The organism is Variovorax sp. HJSM1_2, from assembly GCF_049316285.1.
GTDB lineage: Bacteria > Pseudomonadota > Gammaproteobacteria > Burkholderiales > Burkholderiaceae_C > Rhodoferax_B.
In genome coordinates, this window is the sequence record NZ_JBMOXA010000005.1 from 128139 (window position 1) to 149486 (window position 21348).

The window sequence follows — 21348 nt, forward strand, 5'->3', positions numbered from 1 at the left end:
AGTTTCTCCCAGGATTAGTTAAAGAGCGTTCTGAACACCCCGCGTTATGACGTGGTGCCGCGCGATCCTAGGAGGCGCACACGACAGTTTGATGACCGTGTGTGTGCGTGTGTGCGAGTTTGTGTGGCAGTGTTTGCTGCCGCGCTGTGTGTGCCGCAGGTCAAACGCCAGCGGCTGAAGGTGAAAAAGCGGCTGTTTGCTCAGCGCAAAAAACCATGGCCTGCACCGCCATAAGGGTGTGGCGGTGCAGGCCAGGGTGACAAAACGGATCAGCCTCGCCTTAGCTCGCCAAGGCTTTCATCTCCGCATACAAATCGGCCTTGCCCTCAAAGCCAATGCCCGGTAGTGACGGCAGCGTGACAAAGCCGTTGTCTACCTTCACGCCATCCGGGAAGCCGCCATAGGGCTGGAACAGATCCGGGTAGGACTCGTTGCCGCCCAGGCCCAGGCCGGCCGCAATCGCCAGCGACATTTGATGGCCGCCATGCGGGATGCAGCGGCTGGGCGACCAGCCGTATTCCTTGAGCATGTCCAGCGTGCGCAGGTATTCGACCAGGCCGTAGCTCAGCGCGCAGTCGAACTGCAGGTAGTCGCGCTCCTTGTGCATGCCGCCGTAGCGTATGAGGTTGCGTGCATCTTGCATGGAGAACAGGTTTTCGCCCGTGGCCATGGGGCCGGTGTAGCTTTCGCCCAGGCGCGCTTGCAATTCGAAGTCGAGTGGGTCGCCAGCTTCTTCGTACCAGAACAACGGGTACTGCGACATGGCCTTGCCGTAGGCCACGGCGGTGGCCAGGTCGAAGCGGCCGTTGGCGTCCACCGCCAGTTGTTGGCCGGGGCGCAGCATCTTCAGCACGGCTTCTATGCGCTCCTGGTCTTCGACCAGGCTGGCGCCGCCAATCTTCATCTTGACCACCGAGTAGCCGCGGTCGAGGTAACTTTGCATCTCGTCGCGCAGGCCTTGCAGACCTTTGCCGGGGTGGTAGTAGCCACCGGCGGCGTAGACAAACACCTTGGGGTTGGCCTTGCCCGTGCCATAGCGCTGGGCCAGCAGTTCGTGCAGCGGCAGGCCGGCGATCTTGGCTGTGGCGTCCCACACGGCCATGTCGATCGTGCCCACGGCCACGCTGCGCTCGCCATGGCCGCCAGGCTTTTCGTTGGTCATCATGCTGGCCCAGATCTTGTGCGGATCGAGGTTGTCGCCGGTGTCATCGAGCAACGAACGCGGTGCAGCTTCGAGCACACGCGGGCGGAAACGTTCGCGCACCAGATGTCCCTGGCCGTAACGGCCGTTGGAGTTGAAGCCGTAGCCTATGACGGGGCGGCCATCGCGGATCACGTCGGTCACCACGGCCACCAGGCTCAGGGTCATCTTCGAGAAGTCGATGTAGGCGTTGCGGATGTCCGATTTGATCGGGCGCGTGGATTCGATGATGTCGACGATTTTCATGAGAGTCGTGGTGGTTGGAAAACAGTGAAAGGATTCAGCGGGGCACTTAACGTGGTAGCGAGGCCCCGCCACAAATGGCAATGTCTTGCCCGGTGATGGCCGCAGCAGCGGGCGACAACAGGTAGCCCACCAGCGCGGCAATTTCTTCGGCTTGTATGAGCCGGCCAATCGGCGGCAGGCGTGGCGCACTGCCAACACGTGAAGGGTCGTTCAACATGCCGGTCTGTGTGGCCGCTGGCGAGATCACATTCACCGTCACCCCCTGTGCCGCCACCTCGGCCGCCCAGCTGCGCGCCAGCGCCACCAGCGCCGCCTTGGTGGCCGCATACTGGCTGCGTCCCGGCATGCCCTGTGCCACACGGCTGCCAATCAGCACCATGCGCCCGGCGCCCTTGGCCGCCATGGCGGGCAAAAAAACATCGGCCAGCCGCGTCGCCGCGTCCACATGCAGCCGCCACATCAACTCGCCCCCGGCAGGCTCCAATTGCCCCAGCGGCCCCACACGCAGCACCCCAGCGGCATGCACCAAGGCATCGACGCCGCGCAAAGACGCTGCAGCACGCGCAATGTCGTCGCCCCGGCTCAAGTCCAGCGCCACATGTGTAAACCCCGCCTGCTCAATGCAAGGCGCCGCAACGTCCAACCCCGTGACGCGCCAGCCACTCGCGAGCAACGACAACGCAATAGCCCGCCCAATGCCCGCACTGCTGCCCGTGACCACCGCGTGTTGAGACAAGCTACTCATGCACACCTCCAACAGAAAAGGACGTGCCTGCCTTAATCGCAGAACACCGCGGAACTGGCTTTGCCAGGCCGCTGGTGTTGCCCCCTGCAAGGGGGTTGGCGTAGCGACACGCAGTGCGCGAAGACTGGGGGTGAGCCAAAGTCTTTTCCCTGCAAGGGGGTTGGCGCAGCGACACGCAGTGCGCGAAGACTGGGGGTGTTCTAGTCCACACGAATATTGCCCTCCGTGATGATCTTCTGCGAACGCGCCATGTCCTCCTGCTGAAACTTCACAAAGTCCTGCACCGAGCCGGGCGTGAGCAACAGGCCTTGCTCCTTGAGCTTGTCCTTCATGTCGCCTGCCAGCGCCTTGTTGACCTCGGTGTTCAGCTTGTTGGTGATATCGGCCGGCAGCTTGGCCGGGCCCCACAGGCCGTACCAGCTGTAGAACTCATAACCGGGAATGGTTTCACTCACGGTGGGCACGTCGGGCAGGTTGGGCGCGCGTGTGGCAGATGTGACCGCCACCACACGCAGCATGCCGCTCTTGTGGTACTGCAGCGAGCCCAGGATGGGGTCTATGAAGCCGTCGATCTGGCCACCGATCAAGTCCTGGAATGCGGGTGCCGTGCCCTTGTAAGGCACGATCATGTAGTCGAGGTTGCCCGCGCGTTTCAGCAGTTCGGTCGACAAGTGCCCGGCCGAGCCTATGGAGCCCACGGCAAACGTCATGCGCCCGGGGTGGGCCTGCGCGTAGCTGATCAGCGTCTTGACATCGGTGATAGGCAGGTTCTTGTTGATGGCCACCGACAGCGGCGCCTTGGCCACCAGTGCCACGGGCGAGAAGTCTTTCACAATGCCGTAGGGCACGGACTTCATGGTCATGGGCGCGGTGACAAAGGTGGACGCGTTGAACAGCAGCGTGTAGCCGTCCGCTGGGGCCTTGGCCACGATGTCCGCGCCAATCGTGCCGTTGCCGCCGGGGCGGTTTTCAATGATGAAGCTCTGACCGGTTTGTTCGCTGAGTTTTTGCGCCAGTTGCCGGCCCACGGTGTCGAGGGTGCCGCCGGGCGGGAAGGGAATCACCACACGCACCACACGTGAGGGGTAGGCTTGTTGGGCCCAGGCGGGGGCCGCAACGGTGAGCAGCGTGCCCGCCGCCAGGGCGACAGCCAGGCCAAGAGCCGTGCGGCGGGATGTTGAATTCTTTTGGGTTTGCATTTTTTGTCTCCTCCGAAGTGCTGGGCTTGGGCTTAGCGGGCCAGGCCGGCCGCGGCCACGGCGCGCTGGATCTCGGCTTCTTCGGCGGCCGAGGGGCGGTGTGTGGGCGCACGCACAAAGTCATTCGCAATCACGCCGGCGCACTTCATCGCGGTCTTCATGCGGGCGTGTGCTTCACCCGTGGGTTCGCCCGCGCCGTACACCGCTTCCTTCAGCGGCGTGATGATGCTTTGGATGCGCATGGCTTCATGCAGGTCGCCCTTTTGCACGGCGGCAAACAGGTCGATGATGAGCTGTGGAATGAAGCTGGCAAAACCGACGAGTGCGCCGTCCACACCTTGCACCATGGAGGCCAGCAGGTATTCGTCGTGGCAGGTGAGGATGGCCTTGCTCGCATCGGCGTCGCGGCTGGCTTTCAGGTCGCGGGCGTATTTGCTCATTTCGCGCTGGCCCACCTTGAAGGCCTGCACATAGGGCAGGCGCGCCAGGGCGGCCAGCAGGGCCGATGAATACGAGGCCTTGCTGTAGGCCGGGTAGACGTGGCACACCAGGTCGAGCTTGGACGCTTGCCAGATGGCGTCGAAATAGGTGAGCGCGTGGTCGGCGTGGAAGCCGAAGCGCAGCCAGTGGTGCGGCGGCATCACGTCGAGTGCGGCGGCGCCGGCTTCCTTGGCCAGGCGCGCGTGGTCGGCGGCGTCGGCCAGGCCTTCGCAGACGATGGACGAGATCACCGGGATCTTGCCGCGCAACTCATCGGCCACGATGCGTGTGACCTGGGCGCGCTCCAGCGGCGTGAGCGAAAACACCTCGCCGGTGTGGCCGTTGGTCATCACCGCCACCACACCCTTGTGGCTGGCCAGCCACGAGGCCAGGCGGCGCAGTGCGGGTTCGTCTATGGCTCCATCGGCCGTGAAGGGGCAGGCAATGGCCGGAACAATGCCGCGATAATTCTCAATGGTAGGCATGCTGAGTGTCTCCTGTTGGTTTGGAAAGCTGCTGAACTGGCGGCATCATCTCGAGCCGGCGGCGCAGCGTCCAATACCCGAATCGCATAGAACTATTCAAACGAGACTGAACACCATCCATGGGCCCCGTGAACCGACCGCTAGACCTCGAATGGCTTGAGGACTTTTTGGCGCTGACCGAGAGTGGCAACTTCTCGCGCGCCGCGCAGGCGCGCAGCATTGCGCAACCGGCGTTCAGCCGGCACATCCGTTCGCTGGAAGAATGGGCCGGTGTGGCCCTGGTCGACCGCTCGCAGCACCCGGCCACCCCCACACCCGCCGGTGAGGTGATGGTGGACGTGGCGCGTGACGTGGTGCTGCGCCTGACCCAGGCACGCACCCGCGCCCACGAGGCGCAGGAACTGGCCGGGCGCAGCCTGCGCGTGGCCGCCACCCATGTGTTGTCTATGGCGTTTTTCCCGGCCTGGCTGCAGCGTGTGGAGCAGCAGTTGCCCATGCAGCTGGGGCCTATCCACATGGTGTCCGACAGCTTTCAGGCCTGCGAAGACCTGATGCTGAACCACCGCGTGCAATTCCTGCTGTGTTACGGCCACGCGGCGGTGGCGACCCGGCTGCAGTCCCCCGACTTTGAATACGCTTGTGTGGGGCAAGACCAGTTGGTGCCGGTGGCGGCGCCGGGCACACGCCCACACCTGCTGGAAGGGTCCGAGCCCGTGCCGGTGCTGGCCTATAGCCCCGAGTCCGGCCTGGGCCAGATCATGCGCACGCTGATGCAGCAGGTCTTGAGCCAGACACGCTTCAAGCCGGCCATCACCTCGCACCATGCGGTGCTGCTGAAAACCATGGCGCTGGAAGGGCGTGGCCTGGCCTGGCTGCCGCGCAGCTTGATCACGGCCGAGCTGGCCGAGGGCCGCCTGGTGCTGATCACCGACGACGCAGCGTGGCGCGTGCCGGTGGAAATTCGGCTGTTTCGCGCCACGACCACACAGACACCGCTGTCAGAAGCGGTTTGGGCGCGCAGCGCGCAGTCTTAACCCTGCATGCGCTGATAATGGCCGCATGCGAATCCCGTTTACCAAAATGCAGGGCGCTGGCAACGACTTCGTGGTGCTCGATGAGACCCGAGGCCGCCTGGGCCTGACGCCCGCCCAGTACCGCTTTCTCGCCAACCGCCATTTCGGCGTGGGCGCCGACCAAATCCTCACCGTACGCCCCGCACCCGCTGCGGGCATAGACTTTGAGTACGTGATCCACAACGCCGATGGCGGCGAGGTCGAGCAATGCGGCAACGGCGCGCGCTGTTTTGCGCGCTTTGTGTTCGAGTCTGGCCTGACCGCCAAGGACACCATACGTGTGGCCACCAAAAGCGGCGTCATCGCACCCCAAATCAAGCCCGATGGCCGCGTCACCGTGGACATGGGCGCGCCGGTGTTCGATTTGCCGCAGATACCGTTTGACGCCGCGGGCTTGACGCCCGAGCCTAGCGGTTCTTGGCAAAAGTGGCCGCTGACGCTCGCGGGTGATGCGCAAGCTGCTCCATTTTTGGTAGCGGTCGTGTCCATGGGCAACCCCCATGCCGTGCACCTGGTCGACAACGTCGACACCGCGCCCGTGGCCACGCTGGGCCCGCTGGTGGAAAACAATGTGCGTTTTCCGCGCCGTGTGAATGCCGGTTTTTTGCAGGTAGTGGACCGCAGCCACGTGCGCCTGCGGGTGTTTGAACGCGGCGTGGGCGAAACCCTGGCCTGTGGCACCGGCGCGTGTGCGGCCGTGGTTGCCGGCATTCGCCTGGGGCTGCTAGACCCGCGTGTGGACGTGCAGACGCTGGGCGGGGTGTTGACCATTGATTGGGCCGGCACCGAAGACGCCCCGGTCTACATGACCGGCCCGGCCACCACCGTATTCCAGGGGACGATTGACGTTCCCGACGCGCCGGCTGAACTGCCGGCCTAACTTTCTCTACAAGACCATGAACCAAACCAACCCGATCACCGAAGACGACATCGCCAACTTCCTGGTCAATACGCCCGAGTTCTTCGAGCGGCATTCGGAAATTTTGGCTTCGGTACAAATGACCAGCCCACACGGCCACCGCGCCGTGAGCCTGCAAGAGCGCCAGGCCGAGATGCTGCGCGAGAAGATCAAGGGCCTGGAACACCGCATCATGGACATGATCCGCCACGGCAACGAAAACATGATCATTGCCGACAAGCTGCAACGCTGGGCCGGCAAGCTGCTGGCCACGCGCGACGCGATCGAGTTGCCGGACCGCATCAGCAACGAAGTGGTGGAGCAGTTCGCCGTGCCGCAAGCCGCCATCAAGGTCTGGGGTGTGGCACCGGCGTTTGCACATGCGTCTTATGCGCAGGGCGTGAGCGAAGACGCACGCACTTTTGCCAGCTCGCTCACGGCACCGTTCTGCGGCGTGAATTCGGGCTTTGAGGCCGTGTCCTGGCTGCCCGATCCGGCGGCTGCGGTGTCGTTGGCGTTGTTGCCCTTGCGCGCCGGCCCCATCGGCAGCGCCGTCCCCGCGTTTGGCATGCTGGTGCTGGCGTCGCCCGATGCATCGCGTTTTGAGTCGGCCATGGGCACGGACTTTCTGGAGCGCATTGCCGAGTTGGCCAGCGCTGCCTTGTCGCGCCTGCAGTCTTAAAAACAATACCTCCCGTGGGCCAAGCCGCCGATGCCCCCGTTGCCCCCGAGCTCAGCGCCGCCGACCAGGCGCTGGTGGCGCGTTACCTGAGCCACGTCGAGGTTGAAAAGCGCCTGGCTGAGCGCACCGTGGCGCTGTACCGCGAAGACCTGGCCAAGCTGGCGCTGGCCGCAGCCACGGCCGGCGTGGGGCTGACGCAGGTGCAGCACAGCCACATCCGCCGCTGGGTGGCGCAAATGCACAGCAAGGGGCGCAGCGGGCGTGGCATTGCGCTGATCCTCTCGGGCTGGCGCGGTCTGTATAAATGGCTGGGGCGCGAAGGCTTGGTCAGCGCCAACCCGGTGCAGGACGTGCGTGCGCCCAAAGCGCCCAAACCCTTGCCCAAAGCCATGGGGGTGGACGACGCCACCGCCTTTGCCGACTTCAGCGACGCGGGCGACGACCCCTGGCTGGACGCGCGTGATGCCGCCATGGTGGAGCTGCTTTACGGCAGCGGTCTGCGGGTGGGTGAACTGGTGGGGCTGGATGCGCGGCCCAGCGCCGAGTCCAAGGGCTGGATCGATCTCGACGCCTGCGAGGCCCACGTGCTGGGCAAGGGCAGCAAGCGCCGTAGTGTGCCCATAGGCAGCAAGGCGCTAGAAGCCTTGCAGTTATGGCTGGGTGTGCGTGGCGAAGTGCCCGCAGCGGCGCTGTCGTCGGCCCTGTTCACCGGGCGGCGCGGCACACGCCTCACGGCCCAGGCCATTTGGCAGCGGCTGCAGCGGCGCAGCCAGTTGGCCGGGCTGGCCATGCCGGTGCACCCCCACATGCTGCGCCACTCGTTTGCCAGCCACGTGTTGCAGTCCAGTGGTGACCTGCGTGCGGTGCAGGAACTGCTGGGCCACGCCAACATCAGTACCACCCAGGTCTACACGCGGCTGGACTTTCAGCACCTGGCCAAGGTGTATGACGCGGCGCATCCGCGCGCCAAGCTATCGAAAAAGTAGCGGCTTGGGCTCGCCAGATGAGCCTCAGCAGCTTGTTTGGCTGATATTTAGGCGTTGGGCACGTGCCTGCAGCCAAAAGCCCGAAAATGGCGGCCATGAAAACCTTACGCCTGCGCGAGGGCAAAGAACGCTCGCTCCAACGTCACCATCCCTGGATCTTTGAATCGGCCATCGCCAAAGGCGGCGGCGACGCGGGTGAAACCGTGCGTGTGGAATCACACGACGGCAAATTCCTCGCCTGGGCCGGCTTCAGCCCCAGCTCCAAAATCCGTGCACGGGCCTGGAGCTTTGACGAGGCTGTGCGCATCGATGCTTCGTTTTTTGTAGCTGCTGTTGCGCGTGCAGTCAACGCTAGAGCCCATTTTGATATTCAGAGCGACGGCGTGCGCCTGGTGCATGGCGAGTCCGACGGCATTCCTGGCCTGATCGTCGACCAATATGGCGACACGCTGGTGGCGCAGTTTTTGTTCTGCGGCGTGGAACGCTGGAAAAGCGTCATCGTGCAGGCGCTGCTCGACGCGACTGGTCTGAGCAAGTTGTACGAACGCTCGGACACCGGCCCGCGTGCGCTAGAAGGCCTGCCCGCGTCCACCGGCTGGCTGGCAGGTGAGGGGCCAACCGAGTTGGTGATACGCGAACACAGCTGGCAGCTAGGCCTGGACATTGCCGAAGGCCATAAGACCGGTTTTTATCTGGACCAGCGCGACAGCCGCAAGAAAATGGCCGATGTGACCCAGCGCCTGGGCCTGCAGCGTGTGCTCAACTGTTATTGCTACACCGGCGGTTTCTCGGTGGCGGCGCTGGCGGGCATGCGTGCGGCCGGGCTTGAAGGCGTGGGGCATGTCACGTCCATAGATTCGTCCGGCCCCTCGCTGGAGCGGGCGCGCGCCAACGTGGCGCGCAACGGCTTTGCCAACAGCAGCGCCGACTTTATGGACGCGGATGTGAACGCTTCGCTGCGCCAGTTCGGCGCTGAAGGCCGCACGTTTGACGGCATCGTGCTCGACCCGCCCAAGTTTGCGCCCACCGTGGCACATGCCGAGCGTGCGGCGCGTGCCTATAAAGACATCAACCGTCTCGCCTTCAAGCTGCTGGCGCCGGGCGGGGTGTTGTTCACCTATTCGTGTTCGGGCGGCATCAGCCCCGATCTGTTCCACAAAATCGTTGCATCGGCGGGCAACGACGCGGGAGTGGACGGTTTTATCACCGACCGCCTGAGTGGCGCACCCGACCACAGCGCGACGCTGAGCTTCCCCGAAGGGGAGTATTTGAAGGGGCTGGTGGTGGTGCGCCGTTGAGTCGAACAGCGCATCTACGAACAAACCATAGGTGTGCTGGCAAGACTCGGTGCCAAGGGGCATTGAAAGGCCCAGTACACTCCCCACCTAATTTATTCGCAGTAGTTTGCATTTCTGGGGCAGGCCGTGCTTGCGCCGTAGGCCCATACATGTGTGTCGGCGGCGCATCCCGGACTCTGCGCAACGGCTTTTGCCCCTGGGTGCTTCCAAGGAAAACATGAGCCTCATTCCCGTGACCATCCTGACGGGCTTTCTGGGGTCGGGCAAAACCACGCTGCTGAAGCGCGTTTTGACCGAAGCCCACGGCCAGAAGATCGCCGTCGTCGAAAACGAGTTCGGTGAAGAAAACATCGACAACGAAATTTTGGTGTCCGAGCCCGGTGAGCAGATCATCCAGCTCAACAACGGCTGCATCTGCTGCTCCATCCGCGAAGACCTGCGCTCCACGCTGAGCCTGCTGGCCGCCAAAAAACGCAAGGGTTTGCTCGACTTCGAACGTGTGGTGATCGAAACCACAGGCCTGGCCGATCCCGGCCCCGTGGCGCAAACCTTCTTCATGGACGACGAAATCGCCGAAAGCTACCTGCTCGACTCGATCTTGACGCTGGTCGACGCCAAACACGCCGCCACCCAGCTCAATGATCGCCAGGAAGCGCGCCGCCAGGTGGGTTTTGCCGACCAGATCTTCATCAGCAAGACCGATTTGGTGGCCAAGGACGAAGTTGATGCCTTGATCCACCGCCTGAAGCACATGAACCCGCGTGCGCCGCAAAAAGCCGTGCATTTTGGCGAAGTGCCATTGTCGGAAGTGTTTGACCTGCGTGGCTTCAACCTCAACGCCAAGCTCGACATCGACCCCGACTTCCTCAAGGAAGACGACCATGCCCACCATGACCACGAACATGGCGAGCACTGCGACCACCCGTCGCACAAGCATGATCACGACCATGGGCACGAGGGCGGCCACGGCCACCATCATCACCATGACGACGATGTGAAAAGTTTTGTGTTCCGTTCGGACCGTGTTTTCGACCCCGCCAAGCTGGAAGACTTCCTGGGTGCGATCGTGAATATTTACGGACCCCGCATGTTGCGCTACAAAGGTGTGTTAAACATGCAGGGTACGGAGCGCAAGGTAATTTTTCAGGGTGTTCACCAGCTCATGGGCAGCGATTTGGGCCCGGCGTGGGCGCCCGATGAGAAACGCACCAGCAAAATGGTGTTTATCGGCATCGATTTGCCGCAAGACATCTTTTCGCAAGGTATGGAGCAGTGTTTGATTTGAGGTTTTAATCTGTGTTTTCTGCCGGATGGACTAAATGATTGCAACGTTTCTGCAAATGATGGGTTTGGCCTTCGGTGTCGTGGAAGAGGGGCGCGCCGGCGGAGCTGCGCGGACTCCTCGTCCCGAAAGCGTAGATAAGCCTCAAGCCGCTGCGGCCAAGCCCGGCGTGAACAATAAGGCGCTGGACAAAGCCAGCGATCGCCCGGCACGCTCCAGTAGCAGCAAGCCCAAGGCAGAAGGCCGCAGCAGTGCGGCCACCAAGCCAGGTGCAAAACCAGGTACCAAGCCAGCCGGCAGCAAGGCAGCCCCCAAAGCTGTTGCCAAGCCGGTCAGCAAGCCCGCAGCCAAGGCCGTGGCCAAATCAACTCCTAAGGCCTCCCCCGCCAGCGCACCCAAGAGTGCCAAGGCGGCGGCCGCACCGGCGCCTGTTGTGAAACCCAAGACCAGTCCATCCAAGAAGACCGCTTCCGTCAAGGAAGTCGCTAAGGAAGTCGCCAAGGCTGCGGCTCCCGCAGCAGCCAAAAAGACCAGCGCCAAGGCGGCTCCTGTTGCCAAAACCGTTGCGGCCAAAGCGCCTGCGGCCAAACCCGCGATGCCTGTGCTTGAACCCAAGCCGGCGGCGGCACCCGAGCCTGTGGCCGTGCGTACACCGGTGTATGTTCAGCAGCCTGCGCAAAGTGTGCCCTCGTCTACGCTGGCCCCACCGAAAAGTGCGCGAGCCTCTTCCCGGCTTGCCCAAATCACCGTACCATCAATGGCTCAATCGGTGGCCTCGACGGCCGCCAAAGCTAGTTACTTACAGAATATTCCTTCTCCGATGATCGTTTCCCCTCCTCACATGGCTGCAAAAAAAGACCCCAAACTGGCAAACAACTGGAAAACCACCCCGGTGGATCAGTTGTCTGATGCCGAAGTGCTGGCCATGCCGGACGCTGAGTACATGAACGAGAAGCAAATGGCGTTCTTTCGGCACAAGCTGGTTCTGCTCAAGCAAGACATGCTGAACAACGCTGGTGAAACCACCGAGCACCTGCGTGAAGACACGGTGGTGGTGCCCGATCCCGCCGACCGCGCCACCATCGAAGAAGAGCACGCACTCGAATTGCGTACCCGTGACCGCGAGCGCAAGCTGTTGAAGAAAATCGAACAGTCGATCAACCGCATCGATGCCGGCGACTACGGCTACTGCGATGAAACCGGTGAGCCCATAGGGGTTGGCCGCTTGCTGGCGCGTCCTACGGCGACGTTGTCGCTCGAGGCGCAACAGCGCCGCGAACTCAAGCAAAAGATGTTTGGCGATTAAGCTTGGCTGCAGCGCGAAGTTTTTCGTCTTCAGGATGGATGTAGTTCATGGCCCAAGACGAACAACAACCCTCCGGTTTACTCTCAAAGGTCGTCAAGTTCGTTCGTAACCCGACGGTCAACTGGTCCGATCTGGACCAACCGGAGCTCGACAAAGAAAGCATCTACAGCAAGCAGATGCTCAAGGAGATGATCGAGCGCAAGCGCCGCAACGATTTCGTGCGGCGGCGTGAGTTCGATCAACTGCGAAAACTCAGGCAACGCGAAGCTCAGACGCACAGTGACACGTCTGGCCGTCCGTCGTTTTTCCAAAGCAGTCTGCAATCCACCACCGACGATCGTGCTGGCACGCTCAAAAAGATCGACGAGATCGAAGAGCAGATGTCCAAGCAGTGGTGGAAGTCGAAAGATGTGGGTGCATCCAACCCTGTGCCGCTGTCTTCACGTGCCGGTCTGCTGCGTGCCTCGGCGGCGGCCGGCGGTTTGTCCGCTGCAAGTTCCGAGGTGACCCGCCCGCATAGCCTGGACGCCGAGCGTTCGCTGCCGATGAGTTTGACGGACAGCCTGGATGCGGAGCATGCCTCGCACCATTTTGCGGCCACGGTGCTCAATACGGTGCCGGGGGCTTCGGCACTTGATGCCTCAGCTGCGCGCTCATTCAAAGATACCAATTTCCCCAAGACCGATATCCTGCCCATAGAGTCCGGGCTGGCCGCCGCCATGGCGCGAGGCGAGGGCATGCATGAGCCTATCGTCGACATGCTTGCTGCGTTGGACGAGGCGCTTGAGCTGGATTACGACGCCGTTGTTGCGCAGTCCGATGCCGGCCCCGAATTTGTGCACGATCCGGTATTGGAAGAGGCCGCCATCCATTTTGCCAATGGCGATGATGAGGGCGCCGAAGACGCGATTCTGGCGCTGATCGACCAGCCGCCAGCGGGGTCGACGCTCGCAGATATATGGCTGACCTTGTTTGATTTTTATCGTGCCACCGGCCGGCAGGACGGATTTGATTCCGCTGGCATCGACTTCGCCACGCGTTTCAGCCTGTCTGCGCCGGCGTGGTTTTCCATGCCCGAGCTCAATGGCTTGACCGGCGGTGCTGGCGACCAGGCCGCGAATGCCACGGTCTTTCGCTGGACTTGTCCGGCCCAGTTGACCGCCTCCGCCGCCATGGCTTTGCAAGCGGCGGCACAGGCCAAGGCCGCGCCTACCTTGCGGCTGAACTGGGGGGCACTCGCTGCCCCGCTGGACTCGGACGCCATGAATGTCTTGGTCGGCTTGTTGAGTGATCTTGCCGGGCGGTCGGTCAAACTGATGTTTGCCAACAGTGAGCGCCTGCAAAACGTGCTGCGCGCGGCCACACCTGCGGGCGACGCCACGGTGCCCAAGCAGGCGTGGCGGCTGCGCATGGAGCTGTTGCGCATCATGGGCCAGCAGGACGCATTTGACCTGGTGGCGCTGGAGTACTGCGTCACCTACGAGGTATCGCCACCATCGTGGCGTGATGCGCAGTCGAGTTTTGAGGAAGTGCAGGCCGAAGACGCGTTCGACCTGGCGTTGTTGGATGACCTGCCCGAAACTCCCGGCGTGGAGGGTGAGCCGGGCGAGCAGGACCAGGTGTTGCCGGTGCTGGAACTTGAGCCGTCTACGGCGCCGGTCTGCATGGGCTTGTTATCGGGTGTGGTCACCGGGGACGCTGGCGCCTTGCTGGCGCCGCTGGAAAACCAGGTGCGCGGCGACGGACTGATGGTGATTTCCTGCAAGAACCTCATCCGTGCGGACTTTTCTGCGGCAGGCTCGATTTTGAACTGGGCGGCCACGCAGCAAGCGGTCGGGCGCCGCGTGGAGTTCCGTGATGTGCACCGGCTGGTGGCAACGTTTTTCAACGTGATCGGCATCAACGAGAATGCCAAGATCATTCTGCGGCGTAACTGAGGCTTGGCCTAGCGGCACCTTCTGATTGCGCGTTGGGCTTGCGCCACCACGACGCATTTCATGGCCAACTATCGTCTCCAACGCCTCTCTTCAGAGGCATTCCTGGCTTGAGTTTTCAAACTCTGCCCTCATTCTGAAAAGTTATGGAACAGTTTCACGGTACAACCATTCTCAGCGTGCGGCGCCAAACCGCCAACGGCGTACAAGTCGCCATTGGTGGGGATGGGCAAGTCACTTTAGGCAACACCGTTGTCAAAGGTACGGCGCGCAAAGTGCGCAAGCTCTACCACGGGCGTGTGCTCGCTGGTTTCGCCGGTGCCACGGCCGATGCCTTCACCTTGTTCGAGCGCTTTGAAGCCAAGCTCGAAAAACACCAGGGCCACCTGGTGCGTGCCGCGATTGAGCTCACCAAAGACTGGCGCACCGACCGCGTGTTGCGCCGCCTGGAGGCCATGCTGGCCGTGGCCGACAAGGAGGCCTCGCTCATCATCACCGGCAACGGCGACGTGTTGGAGCCCGAGCGCGGCATTGTGGCCATTGGTTCGGGCGGCACGTTTGCGCAATCGGCGGCGATTGCCTTGTTTGACAACACCGAACTCAGCGCCCGCGACATCGTCAAGAAGTCGCTAGAAATTGCAGGCGAAGTCTGCATCTACACCAACATGAACCACACCATTGAAACGCTGGAGTAAATCTTGAGTTCATCCTCCACGTCTTCCTACGCTTTGACGCCCCAAGAAATCGTCTCCGAACTGGACCGCCACATCGTCGGCCAGCAACAGGCCAAGCGCGCGGTGGCGATCGCGCTGCGCAACCGCTGGCGCCGTCAGCAGGTGGACGAAAAGCTGCGCGGTGAAATCACGCCGAAAAATATCTTGATGATTGGCCCCACCGGCGTGGGCAAAACCGAAATTGCGCGCCGCCTGGCGCGTATTGCCGATGCGCCCTTCATCAAGGTCGAGGCCACCAAGTTCACCGAAGTGGGCTATGTCGGCAAAGACGTGGATGCCATCATTCGCGATCTGGTCGATGTCGCCGTCAAGCAGACCCGCGAATCCGAAAAACAAAAAGTGCGCATGCGTGCCGAAGACGCGGCCGAAGAGCGTGTGCTCGACATCCTGATTCCCCCTGCGCGTTTGAGCTCTGTTGAAACCGGCGCAGCCGTTGCCGCAGGTGACAGTCCTGCGCGCCAGTCGTTCCGCAAGAAGCTGCGCGAGCACCAACTCGACGACAAGGAAATTGAGATCGATGTGGCTGACGCGCGTCCTCAGCTGGAGATCATGGGGCCTCAAGGCATGGAAGAAATGACCGAGCAGTTGCGCGGCATGTTCAGCCAGATGGGATCTGCCAAACGCCAAACGCGCAAACTGAAGATCGCCGAAGCGATGAAGCTTTTGGTAGATGAAGAGGCTGCCAAATTGGTCAATGAGGAAGAACTCAAGGCCAAGGCGATCTTCAACGCTGAGCAGAACGGCATTGTGTTCATAGACGAGATCGACAAAGTGGCTTCGCGCGGTGAAGGGCAAGGCAGTGAAGTGTCGCGCCAGGGGGTGCAGCGCGATTTGCTGCCGCTTGTGGAAGGCACCACGGTTTCGACCAAATATGGCCCCATCAAGACGGACCACATTCTGTTCATTGCCTCTGGCGCGTTCCATCTGAGCCGCCCCAGCGACTTGATTCCCGAGCTGCAAGGGCGTTTGCCCATCCGTGTGGAGCTGCAGTCCCTGTCGGTGCAGGACTTCGAAGCCATACTTACGCAAACCCATGCGTCCCTGGTGAAGCAGTACCAAGCCTTGCTGGCCACCGAGAACGTGAGCCTGGTGTTCACGCCAGAGGGCATCACCCGCTTGGCGCATATCGCCTTCGATGTGAACGAGCGCACCGAAAACATTGGTGCACGGCGTTTGTCTACGGTGATGGAGCGGCTGCTGGACGAAGTCAGCTTCGGTGCCACCAAGCTGGAAGGGCAGACGATAGAAATCGATGCGGCCTACGTCGATGCTCGATTGCAGGAACTGAGTCAAAACGAAGATTTGTCCCGCTACATCCTGTGATGCATGGGTGTTGCAACTGGCGGGCGTCAAGTGCTTGCTCATCCCAAGACAAGTTCTCTCCACTAGATGCGCTTGACGCCAGTTGCGCCCGTTCGGGCACGTGATACCGCCGCAATCAGGGCTGGCCCGAAGTTGCGTGCTGCGGACGTTTGTTGTCGTTCATGGGCTGGCGAATCGCTCGACCAGGAAGTCCACAAAACTCCTGAGCTTGGGTGACCGATAGCGGTCCGGCAAATAGACCACACTCATGGGCCGAACCGGTAATTGATGGTCGGGGAACAGCCGTACCAGGCGTCCGGCTTGTACATCCGCTTCCAGCAGAATCGCCGGCTGCAGCACGATGCCCAAACCGTGCAGGGCGGCCACGCGCAAGGCCGGCCCGTGATTGACCTGCACGCGCCCTGACACGGGAATGCGCGATGCACCATCTGCGCCCTGCAGCCGCCAACTGGCCAACGCCGCCGGGCTGAAGGACAGGCACTCGTGCTGGCTCAGTTCTTCGGGCTGGCTCGGCGTGCCCCTGCGCGCCAGGTAGTCGGGCGACGCGCAGATCATCAACCGGTAAGGCGCGAGCGGTTTGGCGATCAACGCCGAATCGAGCAACTCGCCGATACGGATCGCGGCTTCCAAGCCTTCCTCCGCCAGATCGACCACGCGGTCGCTCAGGGACACATCGACGCTGACCTCGGGATAACGCGCCAGGTAAACCGACAAGGCCGGTATCAAGGCCTCGGTACCAAAGGTCACGGGCGCGCTGATACGCAGCTTGCCGGCGGGCGCCAATTGCAGGTTCTGCGCCTGTTTATCGCTCTCGGCCACCAAGCTGAGGATTTCCTTGCAGCGCGCGTAGTAGTCCTCTCCCAGGGCCGTGAGGTGCTGTCGACGCGTGGTCCTATGCAGCAACTGCATGCCCAGGCGCTGTTCCAGCTTACGCAAGTGATTGCCGGCCATCGTCGCCGAGATGCCGCTGGCGGCAGCCGCCGCGCTAAGGCTGCCTTTTTCTACGGCCAGCACATACACCTGCATGCTGTCGAGCAAGTCCATTCATAACTCCTGGTATCAAATGAATCCATTAATGGCTAGTTTATCTATTGTGAATTTCTAATAACACTGCTTCTTTTCTAGAAAGGAGCCGTGATGGACTTGAATCTCAGAGGGCGAACCGCCCTGGTCACCGGGGCCAGTGCCGGCATTGGCGCGGGTGTGGCGAGGGTGCTGGCCCATGAAGGTGTGCGTCTGGCGCTTGTGGCGCGCCGTGGCGCCGCACTCGCACAGTTGGCCGCGCAGCTCGCAGACAGCCACGGCCTGGCGCCTGTCGTCGTCGCAGCCGATGTCACCGAGCCCAACCAGGTGAAGCGTCTGGCGGCCGAGGCAGCTGCCGCGCTTGGACCGATCGACATTCTGGTCAACTGCGCCGGCGGTGCGCGCCCCACGCAACAGCATGCGCCTGATGCGGATTGGGACGAAGCCTTTGCACTGAATTTCAGCGCCGCACGCCGGCTCACACAAGCCGTGCTGCCATCGATGCAGGCGCGGGGCTGGGGCCGTGTCGTCAACATCAGTGGCTCCATGGAGCCGCGCTCGCTGAACGCCGCGACGGCCGCCAAGGCCGCACTGCACTTGTGGGCCAAGGGACTGTCGTGTGAGGTCGCCGCCCAGGGCGTCACCGTCAACACCATTGCGCCGGGGCGCATCCACAGCGAGCAGATTCTCGAAAAGCTGCACCCGACCGAGGACAGCCGACGAGCCTTCATTGCCCGCCACATTCCCATCGGTTATTTCGGCGAGCCTGAAGACATAGGCCATCTGGTGGCCTTTCTGGCGTCCCCGCAGGCGCGCTACATCACCGGTGCCGTGATTCCGGTAGACGGTGGCATGCATCACTTTGCGCATTAAGTTGCAACGTTCACCAACATTCAGAGAAAACCCCATGAAAGCCATTCAACTGACCGCTCCCTCCCTCAAGGCGTTTCGCCAGGTAGAGCTGCCCGACCCCCAAGCCGGCCCTGGCGAGGTGCTGGTGCGCCTGCGCGCCGCCACGCTGAACTTCGTGGACGTGGCCATCGCCACGGGCCACTTTCCCGGCGCGGGCTTTCCTATGGTTCCGGTTGCCGATGGCTCGGGCGAAGTGGCTGCGCTGGGCGAAGGTGTGGCGCATTTAGCGCCAGGCCTGGCCATAGGTGACAGGGTTGTTCCGCACTTCATGCCGAACTGGCTGGGCGGGGCCATATCAGCGCGCAATGTGGCGGCGATGCGTGGCATCACGCTGCCCGGCTCGTTGGCCGACTATGTGCTGGTGCCCGCGACGAGCCTGGTGGCGCTGCCGCCGCATCTGGATTTCGCCCAGGGAGCGGCGTTGCCCATCGCCGCCACCACGGCCTGGAACGCGGTGCGCTCGGCGCCGCTGCGCCCCGGCAGCGTCGTGGTATTGCTGGGCACAGGCGGCGTCAGCATCTTCGCTCTGCAGTTCGCCAAGGCCAGCGGCGCGACGGTGATCCTGCTGTCGTCGTCCGACGAAAAGCTGGAGCGTGCACGCCAGCTTGGCGCGGACCACCTGGTCAACTACCGCGCCACGCCCGCCTGGGATGAAGCCGTGCTGAAGCTCACCGCCGGACGCGGCGCCGATCTTGTGGTGGAAACCGTGGGCGCGGCGACGTTTGCGCGTTCGCTCAACGCAGCCGCAGTCGGCGGCACGGTGTTCACGCTCGGCTTTGTTGGTGGCACCTCGTTGTCCATAGACCTGCTGCCTATCATCATCAAGTCTCTGCGCATCGTGGGCAACAACACCGGCTCGGTGGCCGACTTGGCAGACGCTGCCAGGGCCATCGCGGCGCATCGCATGCTGCCGGTCATAGACCAGAGCTTTGCCATCGATGAGGCGCCAGCGGCATATGCGGCACTCAGTGCCAGCGGAAAACATTTTGGCAAGATTGCCATCGTGCAGTGACTTTGTTCAACTGCTCCACAGTCGGCCAGGGCAGTGGGGTGGAAAGGGGGCCACAAGGGTCAACCGTCGGCTTCTGGACTGCGGACTGAACCGGCCCATTGGCGGCTTTCAAGCTGGCCATCCGCTATGACGGCTTGGCTGCAAAGCTGAGCAGCACAGGGGCAGCTTCAGGCTGGTTGGAGTCAGACGCGGGTGACCCGCTGAACGACTGCGGAGGCTGTCACCGGGCATTCGACGGCTGGCTGCTCCTTTGACTGGTTTGCTTCCGAGGGCGGGTGCACGGCGATCAGTGGCTGGTGGTGCGCGGGCGAATTACTGGTCACTCGGGCTCGAAACTGCTCCGGCGGGTTCTGGTGCATCGCCCCCAGAGGCACATTTCAATTTGAGAGCAACGCCTTGGCGGCCTCGATGCGCAGCGACATCTCCACATGCGGATCGTTCATCACGCGCAGCAGGAAGGCGCGCGGATCGCTCTCTTGGTTGACGAACGGTGCGGTTGTCACAACAGACGGGCCGGGCTGCGCGGGTACAGGCGCCGCGTCGAGCCGCCGCATCGCCTCCTGCCAGGCATCGAGCAGGATCGTCTGCAGCCGGGCCAGCAGATCCGCCTGTCCTTCCGCGCCGGGCTCCACATCGAGCCACGGCGTGTCCTCAAACACCGGGGCGAGGTCTGGGGCCACGAAGGCGGCCCATTGCTCGACGGCCACCTGCTGCGGGGGCAGGATGACCTCGAGATTGGCGGTCAGCACGCGGACGCGTTGCGAGGCCGCTTGGGCCAGCCAGCGCCGGCGTAGCGCCTCGGCGAAGGCCTCGGCCTCGGTCGCAGCAACTGGCGCAGCCGTAGAGAACCACAGCTGATAGCCGTGGCGTCCATTAATGGCAATGCCCGGCGCCGGCAGGTCCAGCTCGGCCTGAACGCCGCGCCACAGCGCACCGAGCGAACGCCAGTCGGCCGGGCCGGCCAGCTCGATGCAAAGCGCCCGCACGCTCCCGTCCGGCAGCGGCGGCGGGAACAGTCGGCGTACTTCATCTTGCAGTCGATTCGTCATCGGCGTCACTATAAGGGACGCCCGCCGGCCGGTCGGCCAACACTCTCCGATGACCTTGATCGACCCGCTGCGTGAGTTCAGCGCAGTGAACAGCGGTCATTGACCGGGTCGCGCCGGTGCTGGCCTCATACCCGCGCCGGCAACGTCTGCGGCACCTCACATTGCGCTCGCACGGGCCAGCCCCGGCAGCCGCACCGATGGGCGGCTTGAGAGCGCTGACCGTGAATTTACAGGGCGACCGCGAACGGCCGCACCCGCTGCAAAGCGGATTCTCCTAAACCCAAAGCCGACCGTTTCCCCGGGCGGCTTTTCGGGCTCGCAGTTCAGCCCGGCAGCACGCGGGCCAGGCTTCGCAACACCATGTAGATGAACGTGCCCAGGAAGGCTGCCACCAGCGCCACACCGGCGACGGAGCCTACCGTCAGCCCGATATAACGCATATCGTCATAACTCTCTTCTACAACAGGTCGGCTCATGGGTGTGCTCCGTCTTAAGTTTGAGAGGTCAACGCGCTTCATTACCAGGCGCGGCTGCTCTGCCAGTGAGCAAACAAGCACTGAAATCGGGCTTCACTGCGGTGGTGAAGTTCTGGCGAGCATGTGATGCAACCGCTGTGCCAACTGAAAATGGACCCGGTGCCGCCTGTGTCTTGAGGGTGACGCCGCCGGTGTCCCCCAGCGCCTTGGGGTGCGCCGCGTGGCAGAGCGGACCTGGTTTGAAACCTTCGTAAACTCTCAGCTGGCGTTTAACGCGCCGGTTTGAATCCATAAGTAACCGGGCCAGTCAAGCCAGAAACCGCTTTTCCGCCTGGTCTGTATCTAAACCAACACATTCAGAAGTTTCCCTAAGTGCTTCATTTTGAACAGATTTTTGTTCGATCTGGCATGCATAATAGCGCCTAAGTTGTTGATTTGATTACAAAAAATACCCCGCTTTGCTAGGTGCACTTTGTTCTTTTCCTGCTACAGTGGGAAAAAGTGCAATTAAGTGGGATTTCGAAGTGAAAACCCACCCTTGCGCTATCAATCTCAAGGATGGGTGGGTTTGTGTTTCAAGGGCCTTCGTCTCTAAGTCTGGATGCCAAGGGGCGGCTGTCAGTGCCGACCCGGCATCGTGACGTCTTGAGCGCGACGGCCGGCGGTCAACTCACCATCACCAAACACCCCGATGGCTGCCTGATGGTGTTTCCACGCCCTGAGTGGGAGAAGTTTCGCGAACGCATCGCGCAACTGCCCATGTCGGCGCAATGGTGGAAGCGCATCTTTCTGGGCAATGCCATGGATGTCGAAATGGATGGCACAGGCCGCGTTCTCGTGCCGCCAGAGTTGCGCACGGCCGCAGGCATCAGCAAAGACACGGTTCTGCTTGGCATGGGCAATCACTTTGAACTCTGGGACAAAGCGACCTACGACGCCAAAGAGGCCGAGGCCATGCAGGGCGAAATGCCCGATGCCTTCAAGGACTTTTCCTTCTGAGGCCC

General features: G+C 62.4%; 20 protein-coding genes. 13 read left to right on the forward strand and 7 right to left on the reverse strand.

The window, feature by feature from the left end:
- Positions 1–280: 280 nt before the first annotated feature.
- The 4 genes from ACFQ95_RS07440 to ACFQ95_RS07455 all read right to left on the reverse strand — a co-directional run bounded on the left by ACFQ95_RS07440 (position 281) and on the right by ACFQ95_RS07455 (position 4356).
- On the reverse strand, positions 281–1447 hold the full coding sequence (locus ACFQ95_RS07440; protein ID WP_422830209.1) for a mandelate racemase/muconate lactonizing enzyme family protein: 1167 nt from the start codon (positions 1445–1447) through the stop codon (positions 281–283).
- Between the two features lie 46 nt (positions 1448–1493).
- Entirely contained in the window at positions 1494–2192 is a 699-nt protein-coding gene (locus ACFQ95_RS07445; protein WP_422830210.1) for an SDR family NAD(P)-dependent oxidoreductase, read from the reverse strand.
- Positions 2193–2392: 200 nt separating this feature from the next.
- Positions 2393–3391, reverse strand: coding sequence for a Bug family tripartite tricarboxylate transporter substrate binding protein (locus ACFQ95_RS07450; RefSeq protein ID WP_422830211.1), 999 nt, complete (start codon positions 3389–3391; stop codon positions 2393–2395).
- Between the two features lie 32 nt (positions 3392–3423).
- Complete coding sequence (locus ACFQ95_RS07455) at positions 3424–4356, reverse strand: dihydrodipicolinate synthase family protein (RefSeq protein ID WP_422830212.1); 933 nt, start codon at positions 4354–4356, stop codon at positions 3424–3426.
- A 119-nt stretch (positions 4357–4475) separates the two neighbouring features.
- Here ACFQ95_RS07455 and ACFQ95_RS07460 point away from each other — a divergent pair, with 119 nt between their 5' ends.
- The 10 genes from ACFQ95_RS07460 (at position 4476) to hslU (ending at position 15872) form a co-directional block, all read left to right on the forward strand.
- Entirely contained in the window at positions 4476–5390 is a 915-nt protein-coding gene (locus tag ACFQ95_RS07460; RefSeq protein ID WP_422830213.1) for a LysR family transcriptional regulator, read from the forward strand.
- 25 nt (positions 5391–5415) lie between these two features.
- The gene (dapF, locus tag ACFQ95_RS07465) at positions 5416–6309 is read left to right on the forward strand and encodes a diaminopimelate epimerase (RefSeq protein WP_422830214.1); all 894 of its coding nucleotides are present in this window, start codon (positions 5416–5418) and stop codon (positions 6307–6309) included.
- A 16-nt stretch (positions 6310–6325) separates the two neighbouring features.
- A complete protein-coding gene (locus ACFQ95_RS07470; RefSeq protein ID WP_422830215.1) occupies positions 6326–7009 on the forward strand; it encodes a DUF484 family protein in 684 nt (227 codons plus the stop codon).
- Positions 7010–7023: 14 nt separating this feature from the next.
- Positions 7024–7995 carry a tyrosine recombinase XerC gene (locus ACFQ95_RS07475; protein WP_422830216.1) on the forward strand — a complete coding sequence of 324 codons (972 nt, stop codon included), beginning with the start codon at positions 7024–7026 and terminating at the stop codon, positions 7993–7995.
- Between the two features lie 95 nt (positions 7996–8090).
- Positions 8091–9293, forward strand: a complete 1203-nt coding sequence (locus ACFQ95_RS07480) for a class I SAM-dependent rRNA methyltransferase (RefSeq protein ID WP_422830217.1) — start codon at positions 8091–8093, stop codon at positions 9291–9293.
- Between the two features lie 217 nt (positions 9294–9510).
- A complete protein-coding gene (locus ACFQ95_RS07485; RefSeq protein WP_422830218.1) occupies positions 9511–10578 on the forward strand; it encodes a CobW family GTP-binding protein in 1068 nt (355 codons plus the stop codon).
- 430 nt (positions 10579–11008) lie between these two features.
- Positions 11009–11881, forward strand: coding sequence for an RNA polymerase-binding protein DksA (gene dksA / locus ACFQ95_RS07490; protein ID WP_422830344.1), 873 nt, complete (start codon positions 11009–11011; stop codon positions 11879–11881).
- A 47-nt stretch (positions 11882–11928) separates the two neighbouring features.
- Positions 11929–13818, forward strand: a complete 1890-nt coding sequence (locus ACFQ95_RS07495; RefSeq protein ID WP_422830219.1) for an STAS domain-containing protein — start codon at positions 11929–11931, stop codon at positions 13816–13818.
- A 143-nt stretch (positions 13819–13961) separates the two neighbouring features.
- A complete protein-coding gene (gene hslV / locus ACFQ95_RS07500; protein WP_422830220.1) occupies positions 13962–14510 on the forward strand; it encodes an ATP-dependent protease subunit HslV in 549 nt (182 codons plus the stop codon).
- A gap of 3 nt (positions 14511–14513) precedes the next feature.
- Entirely contained in the window at positions 14514–15872 is a 1359-nt protein-coding gene (hslU, locus tag ACFQ95_RS07505; protein WP_422830221.1) for an ATP-dependent protease ATPase subunit HslU, read from the forward strand.
- Between the two features lie 159 nt (positions 15873–16031).
- Here the strand turns inward: hslU and ACFQ95_RS07510 are convergent, their stop codons facing one another.
- Entirely contained in the window at positions 16032–16916 is an 885-nt protein-coding gene (locus tag ACFQ95_RS07510) for a LysR substrate-binding domain-containing protein (RefSeq protein ID WP_422830222.1), read from the reverse strand.
- 93 nt (positions 16917–17009) lie between these two features.
- Between ACFQ95_RS07510 and ACFQ95_RS07515 the strand changes: the two genes are divergently transcribed.
- Together ACFQ95_RS07515 and ACFQ95_RS07520 are read left to right on the forward strand one after the other, a co-directional pair.
- Positions 17010–17768 carry an SDR family oxidoreductase gene (locus tag ACFQ95_RS07515; protein ID WP_422830223.1) on the forward strand — a complete coding sequence of 253 codons (759 nt, stop codon included), beginning with the start codon at positions 17010–17012 and terminating at the stop codon, positions 17766–17768.
- 34 nt (positions 17769–17802) lie between these two features.
- Positions 17803–18819 (forward strand): zinc-dependent alcohol dehydrogenase family protein, encoded by a 1017-nt coding sequence (locus ACFQ95_RS07520; protein WP_422830224.1) that lies wholly within the window; start codon positions 17803–17805, stop codon positions 18817–18819.
- Between the two features lie 377 nt (positions 18820–19196).
- Here ACFQ95_RS07520 and ACFQ95_RS07525 read toward each other — a convergent pair whose 3' ends face one another.
- Together ACFQ95_RS07525 and ACFQ95_RS07530 are read right to left on the reverse strand one after the other, a co-directional pair.
- Positions 19197–19868 (reverse strand): hypothetical protein, encoded by a 672-nt coding sequence (locus tag ACFQ95_RS07525; protein ID WP_422830225.1) that lies wholly within the window; start codon positions 19866–19868, stop codon positions 19197–19199.
- Positions 19869–20191: 323 nt separating this feature from the next.
- The gene (locus tag ACFQ95_RS07530) at positions 20192–20344 is read right to left on the reverse strand and encodes a hypothetical protein (RefSeq protein ID WP_422830226.1); all 153 of its coding nucleotides are present in this window, start codon (positions 20342–20344) and stop codon (positions 20192–20194) included.
- Between the two features lie 570 nt (positions 20345–20914).
- Here ACFQ95_RS07530 and mraZ point away from each other — a divergent pair.
- Complete coding sequence (gene mraZ / locus ACFQ95_RS07535) at positions 20915–21343, forward strand: division/cell wall cluster transcriptional repressor MraZ (protein ID WP_422830227.1); 429 nt, start codon at positions 20915–20917, stop codon at positions 21341–21343.
- Positions 21344–21348 lie beyond the last annotated feature (5 nt).

What these genes read in the sequence shown, in the direction of transcription:
- ACFQ95_RS07440 (WP_422830209.1), bottom strand. Translation starts at nt 1,447, where the DNA reads ATGAAAATCGTCGACATCATCGAATCCACGCGCCCGATCAAATCGGAC.
- ACFQ95_RS07445 (WP_422830210.1), bottom strand. Translation starts at nt 2,192, where the DNA reads ATGAGTAGCTTGTCTCAACACGCGGTGGTCACGGGCAGCAGTGCGGGC.
- ACFQ95_RS07450 (WP_422830211.1), bottom strand. Translation starts at nt 3,391, where the DNA reads ATGCAAACCCAAAAGAATTCAACATCCCGCCGCACGGCTCTTGGCCTG.
- ACFQ95_RS07455 (WP_422830212.1), bottom strand. Translation starts at nt 4,356, where the DNA reads ATGCCTACCATTGAGAATTATCGCGGCATTGTTCCGGCCATTGCCTGC.
- ACFQ95_RS07460 (WP_422830213.1), top strand. Translation starts at nt 4,476, where the DNA reads ATGGGCCCCGTGAACCGACCGCTAGACCTCGAATGGCTTGAGGACTTT.
- dapF (WP_422830214.1), top strand. Translation starts at nt 5,416, where the DNA reads ATGCGAATCCCGTTTACCAAAATGCAGGGCGCTGGCAACGACTTCGTG.
- ACFQ95_RS07470 (WP_422830215.1), top strand. Translation starts at nt 6,326, where the DNA reads ATGAACCAAACCAACCCGATCACCGAAGACGACATCGCCAACTTCCTG.
- ACFQ95_RS07480 (WP_422830217.1), top strand. Translation starts at nt 8,091, where the DNA reads ATGAAAACCTTACGCCTGCGCGAGGGCAAAGAACGCTCGCTCCAACGT.
- ACFQ95_RS07485 (WP_422830218.1), top strand. Translation starts at nt 9,511, where the DNA reads ATGAGCCTCATTCCCGTGACCATCCTGACGGGCTTTCTGGGGTCGGGC.
- ACFQ95_RS07495 (WP_422830219.1), top strand. Translation starts at nt 11,929, where the DNA reads ATGGCCCAAGACGAACAACAACCCTCCGGTTTACTCTCAAAGGTCGTC.
- hslV (WP_422830220.1), top strand. Translation starts at nt 13,962, where the DNA reads ATGGAACAGTTTCACGGTACAACCATTCTCAGCGTGCGGCGCCAAACC.
- ACFQ95_RS07510 (WP_422830222.1), bottom strand. Translation starts at nt 16,916, where the DNA reads ATGGACTTGCTCGACAGCATGCAGGTGTATGTGCTGGCCGTAGAAAAA.
- ACFQ95_RS07515 (WP_422830223.1), top strand. Translation starts at nt 17,010, where the DNA reads ATGGACTTGAATCTCAGAGGGCGAACCGCCCTGGTCACCGGGGCCAGT.
- ACFQ95_RS07520 (WP_422830224.1), top strand. Translation starts at nt 17,803, where the DNA reads ATGAAAGCCATTCAACTGACCGCTCCCTCCCTCAAGGCGTTTCGCCAG.
- ACFQ95_RS07525 (WP_422830225.1), bottom strand. Translation starts at nt 19,868, where the DNA reads ATGACGAATCGACTGCAAGATGAAGTACGCCGACTGTTCCCGCCGCCG.
- ACFQ95_RS07530 (WP_422830226.1), bottom strand. Translation starts at nt 20,344, where the DNA reads ATGAGCCGACCTGTTGTAGAAGAGAGTTATGACGATATGCGTTATATC.